At 38.2% G+C, this 17,445-nt stretch carries 13 protein-coding genes; 4 read left to right on the top strand and 9 right to left on the bottom strand.

Translation table 11 applies throughout. The features are described from left to right. Nucleotides 1–45: 45 nt before the first annotated feature. The 6 genes from ACN0T8_RS10030 to ACN0T8_RS10005 form a co-directional block, all read right to left on the bottom strand. Nucleotides 46–1,020 (bottom strand): autoinducer 2 ABC transporter substrate-binding protein, encoded by a 975-nt coding sequence (locus ACN0T8_RS10030; RefSeq protein WP_417880485.1) that lies wholly within the window; start codon nt 1,018–1,020, stop codon nt 46–48. A gap of 591 nt (nt 1,021–1,611) precedes the next feature. Continuing rightward, nucleotides 1,612–3,699: a YjbH domain-containing protein gene (locus tag ACN0T8_RS10025; protein ID WP_417880484.1), complete on the bottom strand. Its 2,088-nt coding sequence runs from the start codon at nt 3,697–3,699 to the stop codon at nt 1,612–1,614. Between the two features lie 97 nt (nt 3,700–3,796). Beyond that, complete coding sequence (locus ACN0T8_RS10020; protein ID WP_417880483.1) at nt 3,797–4,681, bottom strand: hypothetical protein; 885 nt, start codon at nt 4,679–4,681, stop codon at nt 3,797–3,799. A 265-nt stretch (nt 4,682–4,946) separates the two neighbouring features. Then, entirely contained in the window at nt 4,947–7,139 is a 2,193-nt protein-coding gene (locus ACN0T8_RS10015; protein ID WP_417880482.1) for a polysaccharide biosynthesis tyrosine autokinase, read from the bottom strand. A gap of 73 nt (nt 7,140–7,212) precedes the next feature. Then, entirely contained in the window at nt 7,213–7,656 is a 444-nt protein-coding gene (locus tag ACN0T8_RS10010; RefSeq protein ID WP_417880481.1) for a low molecular weight phosphotyrosine protein phosphatase, read from the bottom strand. A 109-nt stretch (nt 7,657–7,765) separates the two neighbouring features. Further along, entirely contained in the window at nt 7,766–8,998 is a 1,233-nt protein-coding gene (locus tag ACN0T8_RS10005) for a polysaccharide export protein (protein WP_417880480.1), read from the bottom strand. 455 nt (nt 8,999–9,453) lie between these two features. On the opposite strand from ACN0T8_RS10005, the gene wecA reads away from it, so the two are divergent. Together wecA and ACN0T8_RS09995 are read left to right on the top strand one after the other, a co-directional pair. Further along, nucleotides 9,454–10,581 (top strand): UDP-N-acetylglucosamine--undecaprenyl-phosphate N-acetylglucosaminephosphotransferase, encoded by a 1,128-nt coding sequence (gene wecA / locus ACN0T8_RS10000; protein WP_417880479.1) that lies wholly within the window; start codon nt 9,454–9,456, stop codon nt 10,579–10,581. 73 nt (nt 10,582–10,654) lie between these two features. Next, nucleotides 10,655–11,500 (top strand): LysR family transcriptional regulator, encoded by an 846-nt coding sequence (locus ACN0T8_RS09995; protein ID WP_417880478.1) that lies wholly within the window; start codon nt 10,655–10,657, stop codon nt 11,498–11,500. Here the strand turns inward: ACN0T8_RS09995 and ACN0T8_RS09990 are convergent. After that, a complete protein-coding gene (locus ACN0T8_RS09990) occupies nt 11,451–12,233 on the bottom strand; it encodes a TSUP family transporter (protein ID WP_417880477.1) in 783 nt (260 codons plus the stop codon). The two genes, ACN0T8_RS09995 and ACN0T8_RS09990, sit on opposite strands and share 50 nt — an antisense overlap. A 103-nt stretch (nt 12,234–12,336) precedes the next feature. Next, nucleotides 12,337–13,839 carry an EAL domain-containing protein gene (locus tag ACN0T8_RS09985; protein WP_417880476.1) on the bottom strand — a complete coding sequence of 501 codons (1,503 nt, stop codon included), beginning with the start codon at nt 13,837–13,839 and terminating at the stop codon, nt 12,337–12,339. Between the two features lie 545 nt (nt 13,840–14,384). Here ACN0T8_RS09985 and ACN0T8_RS09980 point away from each other — a divergent pair. Then, on the top strand, nt 14,385–15,149 hold the full coding sequence (locus ACN0T8_RS09980) for a hypothetical protein (RefSeq protein ID WP_417880475.1): 765 nt from the start codon (nt 14,385–14,387) through the stop codon (nt 15,147–15,149). 1 nt (nt 15,150) lies between these two features. Here ACN0T8_RS09980 and ACN0T8_RS09975 read toward each other — a convergent pair whose 3' ends face one another. Then, nucleotides 15,151–16,050, bottom strand: a complete 900-nt coding sequence (locus ACN0T8_RS09975) for a LysR family transcriptional regulator (protein ID WP_417880474.1) — start codon at nt 16,048–16,050, stop codon at nt 15,151–15,153. 225 nt (nt 16,051–16,275) lie between these two features. Between ACN0T8_RS09975 and hisC the strand changes: the two genes are divergently transcribed. Then, nucleotides 16,276–17,397 carry a histidinol-phosphate transaminase gene (gene hisC, locus ACN0T8_RS09970; protein ID WP_417880473.1) on the top strand — a complete coding sequence of 374 codons (1,122 nt, stop codon included), beginning with the start codon at nt 16,276–16,278 and terminating at the stop codon, nt 17,395–17,397. The last annotated feature ends 48 nt before the right edge of the window (nt 17,398–17,445 follow it).

Genomic DNA, 17,445 nt, shown 5'->3' with positions numbered 1-17,445 from the left:
AAGAAAGGGCAGCCATTACATGCACTGCCCAACAGCGATAAAGAATTAAAAGCCTAAAGTACGCGCATTCGTCTTATCTACTTCTAAAATACGGTTAAATTTGACCACGCGATTTTCTGTATCAACATCTGCTTGGCCTAAGCCTTCTACTGTCATGCCTTGAGAGACTTCTTTTCCCTCAAGCATTGTTTTTGCAATAGCCACCATAGCGTAGCCAGCATCTGCCGGGTTCCATAAGAAACCTTTATCAATATCACCAGTCGCTAAATAAGGAGCTGCTTGGCTTGGCATCATGATCCCGACAACACTCACTTTATCTTTTGCGCGTTTTTTCTTAATGGCTTGTCCCGCTCCAATACCACCTAAAGAACCATAAGAAATGATTCCTTTCATATCTGAATGTGCTTTCATGAGGTCGTTTGTTGCGGCATAAGATTTTTCAATACTTTCAGCTACAGGCATACGAGATGTCACTTCAAACATTTTTGGATAGGTTTGTTTTTGGTAATCGATGGCTAGATTAGCCCAGTTATTATGTAAAGGAACAGTCAATGAACCCACGTATATGGCATAGCCACCTTCTTGATTCATATTCTTTGCCAATTCATCCATAGTGGCGTGAGCATAAGCTTTGTTATCTATCGTCTCTATATCCCAATCAGCACCGTGTTTGTCCGGAGATTCATGAGTAAGAACAATGATCCCTTTTTCTCGAGCTTTTTTAAAAACGGGTTCGAGTACGGTGACATCATTCGGCACGACGGTAATTGCATCGACACCTTTGGCGATTAAATCTTCTATTATTTTGACTTGTTGAGCAGGATCGGGTGTTGATGGCCCTAATTGTCTCGCATTGACATTAAAGTCACTTGCCGCTTTTTCTACACCTTTGTTCATTTGATTAAACCAAGGTATTCCAGAAACTTTTACGACATTGACTATTTCATAGTCTTTTGCTTGAACGTTTATAGTACATAATGCAATGGCAGCTATAGCAGTATTGAGAAAACCCTTTTTCATAGTTATCAATCCTTTTGTTTATTATATAGGGGGTGAATCGATAACTAGATGTTAGGGGGTATTTCAAGTATAAAATAACAACGAACAGTAATTCTGTGACACGCACACGATAATGTTATCAGAGTGTTAATTTCATGTTAACTTTGTGTTTTCTGATTGGTATTTGTTATTAATTTTACGGAGAATTTAACCTTTTACTTTTTGATTTAACATTTTGTTAACATGTTTGCGCTTAGTGTGGCTTTTTTCTGTAAAAAAAAGGTGCGGCTAAATATAAAAATGATGGCTATCATTAATCAATCTAGGGTTATATGAGTTTGATCACTAAATAGACCATCAACTCCTAGTTTTGATAATAATTGGCTTAATTTTGCTGTGATAAATCTTTACTTTTTTTGTTATGAAATTACATGTTAGCTTATTAGAAAGCTGACCTATTTGCAGAAAAATGATCGGAAGATCACATTATTTTAATGATTAAATTGGATGATAAATAACGGATAAGAATGTATATTTATTTGAATTAATTAAAATAAATAATATAAGTATTAGCCCCCGCCGCTGAGTTATTCACATTGGGGGCTAGATCTATTAAAGAGTTAAATACTTCAAGTAAGCATTTCTTAAACGATCTACATTGCTATTAAAGTAACTTGGTGTAAATCGGCTTCTGTTATAGTACTGCTTTGAGAGATCATGTTGGAAACTTAATTTTGAACCTAAGCCAGTATTGAGCTGATTATGATTTTCACCAATACGGGTTTGTGTTGCTAAAGTAAATTCTTCAATACCTTTTAATTGGATATAGCCTGGCTTCATACTACGCCAAAAGTTAAGCGGGATGGATATGCCAGCCGTAACAAATTGTTCATCCTCACTATTTAAATAGGAAGCAAATACTTTAACATCCCCTAGCCAATGATTAGTGGTTACTTGGTACCCTCGATCTCCTTGCCAAAACTCACCAGCTGTGAGATCTAATTGCCAATTGTATTGTGGTATCGAAAGTGTATAGCTACCCAATAGGGTGCTTTTATCTTCAATCTGTTCACCATATTCATTAACGTCATCTTTATAAGTGAATTTACTTGTTTGAACACTTATGGAATGTTGACCTTCTGGTGAATACCAAGTAGTTTCATTGGCAGCACCAATGTACCCACTATATACATAACCAGCTGAAAACTGGGTCATTATATTAAAAGGCAAGCGGAATGCTTGATGAACTAATGCTCGGTCAATTTCATTTTCAAATTGAGATTCCCCCCATATACGGCCTTGTTCATAATCATCACTATTATCAATAGGGAGTAGGTATCGTATATCGACAGCGAAACCTTGCCAGAGAGGTACATAAGCATTAGTTGCTAAGGCTAAAGAATAATCTAGGAAGCCATATTCGGTCGCAAAAGCGTAACGCGTGGCTGGAGAAACAATGAATTGGCTACGTCCAATACCAGAATTAATTATATGATGCTGCCATGTAATATTATCCAAAGATTGAGTGAGTTTATCTGTTGAAAATTTCAATTTTGAACATTGTATCCCTGTGATTAAAAACTCACGATAACACTTTGCTTCTAACGATATTGACATCATAGGAATGCCGTTACTTAGCATTACCATTTCAATAGGGGTATCATCTGACTGAATTTCAAGATCGTCTTTTAATGTTTTACCCGCATTCGCTGTAATAATACCAAGAGCGACCCCTACACCGTCTATTTGATTACGATTATAGCGACGGTTTTCGAGTGCGACGACGATAGTATTCTGACGCTTACCAACTTGGATGTTGAGGAATCCTTCGTTTTCAAGTGCACGACTGAGACGTGTTAAGCTAGCGTTATCTGTAGAGGCAAGCCCAGCCTGCATTATTGCTTTAGGTGTATCCTTATGTTGACTTATATTATATGGCTGAGACATTTGATAACCAGAAACGGGTACGCTGACATTGACCCCCCATATGTCATGATTTGTGTCTTCACGTGTCGTGTAAACTTGGTAGTTTGCACTGACTTGGATGTCATACGGTAATAAGCCATCAGGCGTCATCGCCTTAATACTTGAATTAAATTCGGTAGCATCATATTCACCAGTGAACTGTAGAAATGATAAGGGTTGAATTTCGATCCCACCAAATGGACCATCCATAATGCCAGATGCAATTTTTGATTGGCCATAGCCTAAACTCATCCTTAAAGGAGCAAAATCAAAACTTTTATCTGCAATAATGTAAGTGGTTTGAAAGTTGTTGGCAGCCCCTCCAATATCTTGGGCACCAATTGCAACATTAAGGCCGGTGTAATCATAAATAAATGGGAGTTGATATTTGGCTGAAGCGGAAAGATCTCTAATACCACAATTAGTTTCAGTATAAATATTGCAATCGTAAGTTTGAGTAACGACACGACCTGAAATCTCAAAACCAGGAAATAGGCCAAAGCTTCCTACCCAGTTATCAAGTTCACCAATACCTTGTTTATAAGGAACGCCTTGCCCGTAATATAAGCTAAAATCACCGGTGTTTTGTACTTGTGCATTGGGTGTATTCGTTAATCCGGTGAAACTTTGGTGTGACGGTAAGTGATCTATTGATGTATTAGCAAATATCGCTGGTGATATGAGTGCTAGAGCAATAGTGGTGGTTATAGATGACGCTTTTTTTCTCGTCTGCATGACAGCATTCTATCCTTGTAGGTATTATGCAGATAAACAAACGCCGCAAATATTTTTTATTAGCGGCGTTAATTTAGATAGTTTTTAGCTTAAGGGATTATGCACCTGTTCCTGCACTTCCCGTACCGCCAGTTCCACCTGTTGCTGGTGTATCCGGATCAGTAGGTTCTGGTTTAGTGGCATCATCTAGATTTTCTTCAAGTGTGTCTTTAATTTCATCAGCTGAAACTTCACCTGATTCCACTTTATTAACAAAATCTGTGTCTTGTAACTTATCTTTTAAGTTAACAACTACTTCTTTACCCGAGTTATCCAGAGGGAAGTTAGGCATACTTGAAACTAATGAATCAGACAATTTTTTTGTGACTGCAGCGAGCTTTTCAGGCTCAAGATCCGGTTGCGATTGTACAACATCAGATAAAATCATTTTAGTGGCGGCAAGTTTCGAAAAAAGTGTTGGATTATCGCCTTTTAATTTAGTAACGGCTGACTCAGTATCTGAAAGTAGTTCTTGAATACTTACACCGTTGTTAGGAATTTCATCTAAGCCGAGATCTGCTAGTACTTCTGTTGCAGTCGATTCGTTGTATTCCGCACCATTTAATTGTTTATCAATCAAAGTAGTTAAAGGAGAAACGGTTACTTTACCATCTTTAGTAAATAAGCCTTTTGGCGCAGAATATTGAACACCAGACATATCTCTTCCATTTTCCATATCGATTGCGTCAGAGCCACCTTTGAAAGAGATCGTGCAGCTTTCTGGGTTATCAGCGAAGGAGCCTTCAATAGTGGCTATGCCTTTATCATTAGTTGCATCGCTTGTTCCATTAGAACCGTTATCACAACTATAACTTGGGATCATGCCACGAACGGGTCCATCGTAAGCTTGTACGTCCATAGTAGAGTTTGAATCACTACCGCAACCATACAAAAGTGCGGTTGCCACACACAGTGCTAAAACTTTAGATTTATGATTTTTCATCCTTACCTCATAAATTGTAAAAAATGTAGATGTATATTAAGAAACAAGACTTCAGTAATAATAGGGTTATGAATTTAATTAGACAAATAGAATAGTGTATTTGTCATGGATTTGTAAATATATATAGGCAGATTGTGATATTTATTTGGTGTGTTTATGATTTAACACCATTTTTTAATTGTTGAATCAATTCGATACTAGATACTAAAAGGGTGAAAAATTAATTTTCCACCCTATATATCAATCTAATTTACTTTGCGAATGATTAATGGTCCTTAGTATCGCTCTTATATTCATAGTGATAGTAACCGTAGCCACCATATGCAGTAGCCGCTTTTTTCTCGATAGCGTTTAGAATGAAACCTTTCACATCAACACCATTTTGATTAAAGCGTTGTTGTGCTAATTCGACTTCTTTCACCGTCGTTTGTTCAAAACGTCCAACCAATAAAGTTGTACCAGCATGACGACCGATCACTGCGGCATCAGTAACGGCTAAAATTGGTGGAGTATCGATGATAACAAAATCATAATTTTCTGACGCCCATTCTAACAACGCTTGTAAGCGTGGGTGCATCAATAATTCTGATGGGTTAGGTGGGATCTTACCGCGATTAATGCAGTCTAAATTCTCAACAGGTAAGGTTTGAATGATATTTTCAATGGTGGCTTGGCCGCTTAAGTACTCCGACAAACCTGGAGTCACATTACAATTTAACGTTTTATGGATGTGACCTTTACGCATATCTGCGCCAATCAATAATACTTTTTTTTCTGATTGTGATATCACAGCCGCCATATTGATGGAAATAAAAGATTTACCAAGTGATGGGCTTGGACCTGAAATCATCAAAATATTATTTTTTGCTTCCATCATGGCAAAGTGCAAGCTTGTTCTTAAACTTCGTAAGGCTTCTATAGATAAGTCTGCAGGATCATTAAGCGTTAGAAGAGACTGATCTATTGGTAAGAGTTGTTTTTTCTTACTCTGTCGTTTTTCAATATCGAGTTGAGTTTGTGATACAGGAATGGATGAATAAACAGGTAGACCAATATCTTCTACTTGATCCGGGGTTTCAATACCACGATGCATCGCGGTTTTAAGCAATACTAAAGCTACAGATAGCATTCCACCTAATAGAGTGGCAAGTACTGCAATTAATGGTTTTTTCGGCTTCACCGGTTGACTGAAACTTTGAGCACCATCGATGATGCGAACATTACCAACTGTACTGGCTTTGACAATATTGAGTTCTTGAACTTTATTAAGCAGTTGGATGTATATTTGCTGATTTACTTCCACATCACGAGTCATACGTAATACTTCACGTTGCGTTTTTGGAAGCTTCTCAATGCGTTTATTCAGGCGAGCTTTTTCCGCCAATAAGGTTTGGCGCTTAGATAGAAGCGATTGGTAAGCAGGGTGATTTTTAGTGTATAGCTTTGAAATATCACTTTCTTTAAAGGTTAATTGATTAAGTTGAGACTCAAGCGTTACCATGACATCTAAAGTGGACTGCGCTTCCATATTGAGATCGACGGATTCATTCTTTTGGCGATAGCTATTTAGTTTATCTTCCGCCACCGTGAGTTGTTTTTTAATTTCAGGAAGGTGATTTTTTAGAAACTCTAAACTGTTTTCGGCTTCTGCAGAGTTTCTTTCAACATTTTGTAAGAAGTAATTTTGGCTGATGTCATTTAATATTGCTTGGATATCTGCACGATTTTCACCGGTCAGTGATAATTGCAAGATCCCAGTTTGCTTGCCTCTTTCACTGACGGATAAGTTTTGTTGGAGTTTTTGGATTGCATCTAAACGACTAATGATATCAATGGAAAATTGATCACCCGTTTTTGCTGTGATTTGAGTGACAAATAGGCGATATTCACCTTGTTGGGCGAGTTCACCCACTTTACCGGTAAGAATAATGTTTTCTTCATCATCACTAAGTTGGTAAGTGCCTTGTTCTTCATCTAATAAAGTTAACGTGTATTGTAATGGTTCAGATAACTCTGGTGTGTTAAATCGACTGATTTTAATGTGTTGCGTATCACCGAGTAGACGAGCAATGCCTTTACCGATAATAGGGAAGTGAATGGCAGTTGCAATTGTTGTTAAATTTAATTTATCTACGGTTTCACCTAAAACCATACGTGAATTGATGATTTCAATTTCAGTTGTTGCTGGTGACTCTGAAGTGAAAAGTTCTGACATATCAGGGGATAAAGCAGGCATGCCTGTGCTTTTTTGCTCAACTTGAATGAGAGCATCTGTTTTATAAACTGGCGTGGCGAGGATAGCATAGCTCACACCTAATACAGCGAAGATGAAAGTAACACCAATAATAAACCATTTGTGATCTAATAAAATTCCAAATAGTTTACCTAGATCGATCACATCACTATGTGATTCTCTATGTTGAGAAGTGGCTTTTTGCGTGCTGTTATTAACTGTCATGTATATTCCATCAATGAGCAAGTGAGTGAAATTGGCTCTGAAAAATTATTTTATTTGTATAATGTATAAGTTTTTATTGCAGCTTTTTAGCCCAAGATTGAGATGAAGCCTCAATTAAATCAAAGACATGCTTGAATACTTCAGGGCTTTTTTGATATGGGTCGGGGATTTCTTTTTGACCAATCCATTGACCAAATAATAGTGTCTTTCCTCTTACTTCCGGTGCAATCTGACACACTGCCTCGATATGCCCTTTTTCCATTACAAGTATTAGGTCGTACTCTTTACACAATTGCCGAGTCAATTGTTGTGCTTGGTGTCCATCCAATGACAAGCCGTATTGGTTTGCTAATTGACTTGCATTTCTCTCTGCGGGCTTTCCTATCAGGCCACTTTTTTCTGTTCCAATACCTGCTGATGCAATATGTTTATTAGGTAGATGTCTTTGTAAAAGACGCTCACCAGTGGGAGAGCGACAAATGTTGCCGACACAGACAACTAAAACCTTATTAAACATGGGGTTCCTGCCTAGTCCTTCATATAAATCGATAATAAAAATAATGGTCGATAATCTGATTAAGGCTACTTAGATAGTAATTACTAAGTAGCCTAGGTATGTATGTCGATTATTTTAAGTCAGTGTAGTAGTTTAAACCTTCTGATAAGTTATTAAAGCCGGTGATCGTTGGTAAGAGTTTCATAACTACGCGATTCCAACGGGTGATTGGGGCGGCCGTGACATAGACAATATCGTAAGGTTGCATTTGAAACTCAGTGCCAATGACAAGTGCTGTTGCATCTTTAATATCAAGTTGATAAATATTTGCAATTGGTGGTTGTTTTTTATCGTCTTGGTTTTCAGATTTGTCACCATTCGTGATGGGCTCTTGGGCATTAGGTGTTTCTTCTTTTGTCACTGAATGAGAGGCTAGTGAACGGATCACAAAAACACCGGTAGCATCAGCATCAAGTTGATTAATACCACCAACACTACTTAATGCTTCGGTTAGGCTCATTCCTGAACGATCAATTTTAAGTAGCTTAGGTTCATTGACTTCACCCATTACAAAGACTTTTTGCCCATCATTACGTGGCACATGGATAATGTCACCACTTTGAAGTAGGCGGTTTTGTGTGAGATCGCCTTTTTGCATTAAAGCATATAATGAAATATTTTCTTCTTTGCCATTGCGAGTTAAGGTGATATTTCGCCAATCAGCATCAGCGGATAAACCACCTGCTCGGTTGATCGCATCTAATATAGTCAGGGGGACATTGGTAATTGCTTGTTGTCCAGGTTGGTTAATTTCACCGGTTACGTAGGCTTTTTGAGCGCGGAATGCCGCTACATTTACATCAACTTGAGGGCTCTCAATATACTTCGCTAAACGGGTCGATATTTCATCTCGAACTTGAGTGACGGTTTTTCCTTCAACATGTACTGTGCCGATATAAGGATAAAAGATGGTACCGTCTGAATGTACCCAGTTACCCGATTCACTGGAGCTCCGATAAGAACCTGCTGGAATGGTTAATTCAGGGTGATCCCATATAGTAATATTTAATATATCACCAGGGCCAATATGGTATTTATATTGTTTAATTTGAACGTCTAGGTCAGGATTGCTTCGAGATGAAACTTGTTCTTGTTTAAACGTTGCGACAGTACTTGGTGCCAGCTTATAAACATTCACTCTACTAGAGAGGTCATCTTGCGCGTCTTTTTCGCTTGAATCGGAATCTTGGTTCGTTTCGACAACGTTCTTACCCGAAAGGCTAAGGTGGGAGCCTGGCATGGTACAGCCAGATAGAAGAGTTAAAGTCAATATCAAGGCAAGTGATTTTTTAGTGGTTTTCATACAATCCATCGTTTTCTATTTACCTTATGACACTAAGGCTCGAGCATATATTTCGCATCCACTAGTACTGCATAAGTCATTGTAATTGACATTGAACAGAGTGAATCTCTCTTAAATAGCGACCAAGATAATACTTGATAGATGGCGATAAATAAATACGTTAATACGAATATGCGATATTTATCGTGCTAACATATACATTTGTTTGCAAAAGTTTATTATTATGTGAAAATTTCCTAGCTAGGTAGTGGTATTGACTGCAAGATCATTGGTTTATAAGATCTCGTTCTCATGATTTAGCTCGTTTATAATCTTAGTATTCTTCTCTTTTTTATTTATTATTGTAATACAATTAAGCTAATGAAACCATGTATACAACTGTTTGATTAATAATGCTGATTTATCTTTCAGGTGAATTCTTGAAGGTAATTTGTTTAAAATTTAAGGATGATATAGTGTTATACCCAGTCTTAGAACTGCTGATTATGTTCACTCTTTCTTTAGGGATCTTACTTGTTCTTCGTAAGTTTGCGAAAAAAATTCGACTTGTTGATTTACCAAAGGGTAGAAAAATGCACAAAGGTGCTATCCCTTTAGTGGGAGGTATTGCAATTGGCATAACATTTATATTATTTCTTTTTTTAAATCCTGACTCTATTCCTTCCTCCACACATTTTTCTTTTTCTATTTTAGTCTTACTTATTATTGGTTTTTTGGATGATAAGTATGATGTTAATTTCAAAATTCGTTTTTTAGTACAAGCTTTAATCGCTGTTTCAATGATGTTGTTTGCTGGTGTGAAGTTACATAATTTAGGGGACATGTTAGGGTTTGGTCCGATTCATTTAGGCTGGCTTGGTTATGTCATTACTATTTTTGGCGTCGTAGGGACTATTAATGCCTTTAATATGGTGGATGGTATTGATGGATTATTGGGGGGGCTATCTATTGTAACCTTCAGTGCAATAGGGCTAGTTCTAATTTATGATGGTCAAGAATCAATTGCTTATGTAGCCGTTGTTATTGTAACGATTATGTTACCTTATGTTCTTTTGAATTTAGGTCTTTTGGGTCGCCGATATAAAATTTTCATGGGTGATGCCGGTAGTATGGTGATCGGTTTTGTGGTTGTTTGGTTCTTACTTTGCACCAGTCAAATTAGAGGTGAACCTTTAATTCGTCCGGTTACTGCTTTATGGTTTATTGCCGTTCCATTGATGGATATGACAGCCATTATGATCCGACGTATTCGACGTGGAGATTCTCCCTTTAAGCCAGATCGTGAACATTTACACCATATCTTTCAGAGATTAGGGTTTTCTTCGGTTCAAACATTACTCTTTATCTGTAGTTTAGCCATAGTTTTTGCAGGATTTGGCTATTATGGTGAAGTGACTAATATTGCAGAATCAATAATGTTTTATAGCTTCCTTGCTGTATTTGCTGTCTATGCATTTTTGCTGGCGTATGTATGGCGAATTACGGCTAAATTACGCTCTTGGTTCTATCTAGAGACTCATCACTCTAAAACTACAGATGAGTCTTCAATATCAAAAGACATCAAAACCTTTGAGCAGTTTTAGGTTGGTATTGTAGATTAGAGTTAGCGGCTTGGTTATTATCATCCTACCTATTCCCAATAAGCATTAATTTAATATGTTACTTGAAGGCATTGAAACTCTGCTGGTCTTGAGTCATGAAAAAACCATGAGTCGTGTCGGTAGCCAACTGTATATTAGTCAATCGGCGGTCAGTAAGCGTATTGCTTTGCTGGAAAAGAAGTTAGGTAAAAAGTTGATAGTGCCGGATGGACGACATGTGCGTTTAACGCCGGCGGCCAAAGAATTGATTGCCAGTGTCGAACCAACTTTTCATGAGCTGCAAGGCCGTATTTATGAGCAGCATACTTTAAATGATGACACAGTCATTCATTTAGATTGTTCAGAAACCTTGGTGGCGGGGTATCTATCTAGCATGATGGGGAGATATTTTAAGCAAGACTCGGCGATACATATCAGTACGCACCATACTCCTCGAATTGTTGAGCGGGTGCAATCAGGGAAAGCGACGATAGGCTTTTGTGCCGGCGAAATTCCCACCAAGCACGGGCTTAAAGTCGTACGCTTGTGTGATGAGCCATTTGTGTTAGTAAGCCAGAAACCCTTGAAAGCCTTGCCTCAACAGATTATCACTAATGATTTATCGAATCCTGCGAATCGCTACCAATTTGATGTGTTATCCCAACTCGGTATTTTGGCATTGATGGAGATGGATTCCTACACCGCAGCCGCGCAACTTGCACTCGGTGGCGTCGCGCCAGCTTTGGTACCATTATCGATAGTTAAAACATTAAAAATTGAGGCGAAATATTGCTTTAGTTTTGATGAGCTAAAACCTCTATTTCGCCCAGTCCATTTATGCTGCCGCCCCAATACTTATCGTAATGAACGAGTTAAAGCATTGATAGCAGCCATTGCTGATGCTGTTCCCACAGAAGCTTAATCGCCATGGTCATCGACATAATGATCACTAATGGGCGAACGATTTTTTGTCCATTGCCTAATACTACTTTGGCGCCTAAACGTGCACCAAGAAAGTTGCCCACTGCCATGGTTAACCCTAATTCCCAAATAGGTAATCCGGCCATAATAAAAAATGATAAAGCCGCAATATTCGAAGTGAAGTTAAGAATTTTGGTGCGGGCAGTCGCTGCGACTAAGCTATAGCGACCAATTGCCACGAAACATACTGCAAAGATAGAGCCGGTACCAGGGCCTAAAAATCCATCATAGAAACCGACACTAGTACCGATGATTAAGGCAAATGCTGCTTCAGAAAGTTTAGGTTTATCATCTGGATGTGGGGTGACGGATTGAGAAAATAGAAAGTAACCAGAGATAGCAATCAGCACGACGGGAATAATGCTCATTAATAAATCAGGTTTAATTATTTGTACTGCTTCTGCGCCAAGCGCTGAGCCGATAAATGTACAAGCAATCGGCAGCCACATCGTTTTCAGTTTTACGGTACCGCTACGGATAAAATATAGACTGGCGGAAAAACTGCCAAACGAGCTTTGAAGCTTATTGGTTGCTAATGCTTGAGCGGGAGGAATACCTGCTGCCAATAACGCTGGTAAGGTTAGTAAACCACCACCACCCGCCATCGCGTCAATAAAGCCAGCTAATGCCGCCACACCGACGAGTAACGCCATGATCTCTAATGACAGTTCCATTTACCTTCCTTGTACCTAATGCTGTTCAAATGCGTGTTGTGACTATATCACTGAACTTTGGCATCGATTAGTAAAAGGAAGGAAATCAACCTATTCTTATAATTCATTGATCATTTTTTAGTAGTACCGACATGTCTTCTTGGGACATAGGCTTATAGAAAAAATAGCCTTGTAGTAGTTGAACGCCGCGGGATTTGAGGTAATCGACTTGTTCTTTGGTTTCTACTCCTTCTGCAACCATTAATACATTCATACTATTAGCAAGGTTAATAATGCTATTTAACACCGGAGAATTTACCGACTTGATACCGATGGTATTAATAAAACAGCGGTCAATTTTTAGGTAATTAAACTCGGTATCCTGCAAGATAGATAAAGAGGTGTATCCGGTACCAAAATCATCGATAGAGACATCAATTCCTAGCTTTTGAATATTGGTCAGTACCGCTCTGTCAGATTTATCAAGCAATTGTCGTTCCGTAATTTCAATGCCGAGTTTAAGACCTTGAGATTGATAGCGCTTGGCGTATGCTTCTAATTTTTCTAAGCATGAATTTTGTGATAAATAGCTAGGGGGAACATTAATACCAATATGTAAGCCATTGAGCGTGTTTTGTTGCCAATCGGCTAATGCACGCTCGAATACAAAGTCTGTGATTTTATTGATGAGGCCATGCTGTTCTGCAACTGGAATAAAAATATCCGGGCTAATAAAACCAGTTCTTGGGTTGTTCCAACGGATCAACGCTTCCATACCTTGAATTCTAGTGGTGGAGCTATCCACTAAGGGTTGATATACCAAATAAAACTCGTTTGCTTTAATTGCTTTTTTCATTTTTTCCGATAATGAACCTTTGGTTTGGTACCAGTATCTGATCAGACACCAAAATATCGATAAGAATAACGAGATTGGGATGCTGAATAATACACAATTTATATAAAGCTCATTTGTGAGTTTATTGCTTGGTTGAATTGAGATTTGAATATTCAAATGATATGAGTTAGCGGTCGTCAGGAAGTGGTTATCTTCAATGTGGCTACCCGCAGGGTAGGTTTTGCCAGAAACTGTCATGATGGAATGCATAATACGATCATCGTTGCCTAAACCTAGTCTAACATCGATATAACTTTGATCGATAATCGAAATGGCTGAACGCGAAGGGACATTTTTATCTTTATCGACGATTATTAAACTACGGACAGGACCATCGTTATAAGGAACATCAAATAAGTATTCACCCGTTTCCAGCATTTCGACTGGCAATGGATGTTTAATTTTCGCCAAATCTGCTTCTGATCTTTTAGAAGAACAGGTCATTTTAGAGTCTTCTACGATCAGCATTTCTCTTAAAAACGCTTCAAATAACAAGTCTTTCTGGATTTGCTGGCAAGTGGTTGCACCATAAAGCGCTTGTAAATTTTTCTCTCGAAGCTTATTGATGATTACTTCTATTTGATTGACGTACGAATGAGAAATTCGGTGTAGTTCTTGCTTTAAGTCATTTTCTCCAATTAAAAAGACAATTAATCCAATGAAGGGAAATGGAAGGAGAAAAGTTGTCGCTAGCTTTTTAACTGCTTTGGGGCTGAGCATGGTATGTGACATTGATTATCGTAACCCTAATAACAACCAATCTGGTTGAGACGTTATATTACTTATTGAATTAATTCATATTTTAGAGATTAATATCATACTACTAAATATGAAGGCAGAAAATATTAGCATGGTTTATGGCGATGACTTTATTAAATTTTAATATGTAAGATGTTTTTAATTGTAATTAACACATTTTTAACTTTAGTCTACACTTTTGTGGAAAGCGAATTAGAGCTGATTTTAGTTAGTGGGAAGATGTTATGGCAGACCAAGCCGTATGGAATATCTCAAATTCAAATCTACACTGTGTTTGCAGGAGGAGATGACTAACAAGCCTGTCAATTAGAGAAAGTATTGCAAAAAGTTCGCGGTCATTCGATGTAAATAAAAGAGCATAAAAGTGAATGGTCTTCTTTAGAAGGGCATGTGTTAGTAGATGATGACGAGTGATTTACTTCAATAAGTCATAGTAATCTGGCAACTATTATCGCTAAGGTTACTTGATTATCGTTCTACGTTAGAATGGCGTTTTAGTATTTTGAAAGTGAAAGGTTATGATTGGTCTAGCAGTATTTTGGGCCGTAGTGATATTCGTTATTGGTTTACAACAAATTTTGATGAAGTTGCTAGGAGCAAGAGTGGTCAAAAACCCATTATCTAAAGGTTTATTCTACCTGTCTGCCATGGTGGGAACACCGATTCATGAAGCTTCACATGCAATAATAGCATTAATCTTTGGTCATAAAATTCATAAGATAAGCTGGTTTCAAATGGGAAAAGATGGTCGGCTTGGTTATGTCGATCATAACTGGAATCAACGTTCACTTTACCAATCAATAGGTGTATTTTTTATTGCAATCGCTCCGTTATTGGCGGGCTTTTCAGTGATTGTGTTATTGCAGTATTGTTTCGCCATGCCAAGCATTCGACCTTTTGTTTTGAACGTGGATGTGGCGAATGTGTATACTGTTTCAGCCGCCGTTTTGCACTATTGTGGTTACGTAATAGAAACGTTTATTAATAGTGCGTTATCTTCTCATCAACATGCATTAACACTACTACTTGCTTGCTTAATTTGCTTCCACTGCATTCCTAGCCGGGGAGATTTTAATAATGCATTGAAAGGTTCGGTGCTTGTTTTTTTGGTGGTCGTCGTATTGTGGACGATGTCTTTTTACTTCAATTTATTTCATCAGCAATGGATGCTCGCCACTTTCAATTTTTCGGTCAATATTTCAGGCTTTATTTTAGCGATCGCTTTGCTTTCGATGGGCTGGTGGGGCATTTTGGTGATCCCCACTTTATTTTTTAGACGTTAATTTATTTTAATAACTCATCCATTAAACGTTCGATATTATTATTGATTTGTGATTTCGGGCGGATAAAGTAATAGCCTTTTCCTGAGCGAACTTTGAGCTGATATGGAGAGACAAGCCTATCTAGTTCTATGTCTGCTTGGGCTAGTATGGTATCACCAATCGCCATTCCAAAACCTTGTATTGCGGCATTAACCGATAGATCTAATGTGGCAAAATGTTGATTCTTTTTTCCTTTCAATGATGCCCACTCTGGTTGGTTTTTCTCGGTGGCCCACGCTTTTAACCATAACTTCCAATCTGATTTTTCTGGTGTGGCGTGTAGCCATGTTTGTTGTTCTAGTATGTTTGCTTGTAGTGATTGGGGCTTATCTAACAAAGTAGGAGCGCAAACTGGAGTTAGAATTTCTTCAAATAATAAATGGTACTGTAATTGTTGATCTTGTTGACTAAAGGTATCGAGATCGCCATAACCAATCGCTGCATCAAAAGGCTCACTGGTAAAGTTGACACTGTGTTTAATGGTTGAGGTGAGCTCAACATCAATCTCAGGGTTTTGCTGTTGAAAGTTCATTAGTTTGGGTAGTAACCATGAAGTTATGCAACTTGGAACTTTGAGCTTTATTTTACGTTTGTCATGAGCGATGTGTTCGATGGAACGCTGCAGGTGATTAAGTGTATGTTCAACCAAAGGCAGAAATTCTGCACCTTTGGGCGTGAGTGATAAACCTCGTGCGTGTCGATGAAACAAGATGACATCTAGTTGCTGCTCTAATGATAAGATTTGTCGACTAACCGCACCTTGAGTGAGGTTAAGCCGATTTGCTGCAGCGGTGAAGTTGAGTTCTTCAGCGGTTACCACAAATGCGTATAGTGCTTTAGTCGAAGGGAGTCGAGTGGACATGAGCGTACCTTGTTCATCAATCGTAATAAAATCAAACACTCTCAAGTAATGATATTAGGTATGATTTTTTCTCATTGCTAGTATGCTTACTTTTCGCTTCTTATTGCAAGCTCTGTTTGTATAAAATCAATACTGAACTCAAAATGATTATTTATGCTAAAAATTAGAATTAAAAGTTATATTGAGTGTGGTTTTTGTTTTTATTATGCATGGCGAGAGAGGCGTATGACATCATTAGTAGATAAGTTAGTCCCAGAGTCGGTAAAAAAACTCATACCTTATCAATCGGCTAGACGTATTGCGCGTGGCATGACCAATAAACAAGAGCATCTATGGCTGAATGCCAATGAATTAGAAACATGTTGTCAGTATGGTGATGAGAAACAGGGAGTAAATAGCCATTATAATCGCTATCCAGATTTCTTACCGTTTGATATCGCAGCAGCTTACCGTGGTTATTGTGAACAATTTCACTTAAATAGTGAGAACGAACTCAGTGATAACGTTGAGATCATGGCGGTGCGCGGTGCAGATGAAGCGATTGATTTATTAGTGCGTACTTTTTGTCAGCCGGGTAATGATCAAATTCTAATTTGTCCGCCAACTTATGGTATGTATGAGTTTTGTGCCGATTCAATGGGGGTGAAAACGGCAGTCGTGCCATTGACGTCTGAGTTTCAACTTAACCTACCTAAAATTGAAGCTGAGCTTGAAAGTACTAGTATTGTATTTTTATGTTCCCCGAATAACCCAACGGGTAATGCGCTACACCAGCAAGACTTATTCACTTTACTTGAACGTACTAAAAATCAATCGCTAGTTGTAGTCGATGAGGCTTATATTGAATTTGCACCACAGACTAGTGTGTTGCATTTAATGGAACAATATCCGCATTTAATCGTGATTCGTACCTTATCAAAAGCATTTGGTTTAGCGGCAATTCGCGTGGGGTTTTTAATTGCCGATCAAAGCGTGATGAGTTACGTCGCTCGTTTAATTGCGCCATATCCAATTGCCGACCCAAGTGCCGAGATTGCATTAAAAGCGTTAGATTCCGCTGGTTTAATGCAGATGAAAGCACAAACCGATCATTTAACCGAGATACGAGATTGGTTTAGCCATGAAGTGAATCAACTATCAATCGTGGATAAAGTCTACCCATCGTGTACCAATTTTGTTCTCATTCGCTTTAAAGGCAGCAATAACTTTTACGAATACCTGCTTAATAAGGGTATTGTGGCTCGTAATCCTGCTAATGAGCCGACGGTGAAAGGGTGCGTTAGAATTTCAATTGGCTCTGTCAGCAGTATGAAGAAAACACTACAAGTGCTAAAAGAATATAAATAACCCAATAATTATTAACCATTATTCTTTATATAAAGATGGCAATATCAG

Origin of the sequence: Vibrio sp. (genome assembly GCF_048266485.1) — a bacterium.
Lineage (GTDB): Bacteria > Pseudomonadota > Gammaproteobacteria > Enterobacterales > Vibrionaceae > Vibrio.
This window is presented reverse-complemented; position numbering and strand designations above follow the sequence as displayed.